The sequence below is a fragment of the Paenibacillus sp. Dod16 genome (assembly GCF_049893405.1).
GTDB lineage: Bacteria > Bacillota > Bacilli > Paenibacillales > Paenibacillaceae > Paenibacillus_AQ.
Window position 1 is genome coordinate 1 of sequence record NZ_JBNDYG010000152.1, and the last position, 351, is coordinate 351.

The following is a 351-nucleotide window of genomic DNA, read 5'->3' on the forward strand; positions in this document are numbered from 1 at the left end:
CAAGATCGTCACGCGCCATGTCTGGGAGGACAGCAAGGAATGGGTGCGAAACAACCGGCTCAGCCGATCCGGCAAGTATTTATACCGAAAACGAAAAGAAACGATTGAGCGAAGCTTCGCGGATGCCAAAGAGCTCCATGGGTTTCGCTATTGCCGGTTGCGCGGGTTGCAAAACGTCAGGGAACAAGCTCTGATGACAGCAACCGTGCAGAATATGAAGAAGATGGCGATCCACTTGGATCGCCTGGAAAACAGGGGGTAATCCCCCCATTTCCCCTCTTGAGGTGACCACTTAAAAAGGGAGAAACCCTGTACTTTGAAAAAAGTGCAGGGTTTCTCGACAATCTGAAG

Annotated in this window: 1 protein-coding gene; it reads left to right on the forward strand. The window is 51.0% G+C overall.

From position 1 onward, the window contains the following. On the forward strand, window positions 1-262 hold a 262-nt coding region (locus tag ACPV3A_RS37855), incomplete at its 5' end, for a transposase (protein WP_426205033.1). Window positions 263-351: the final 89 nt, after the last annotated feature.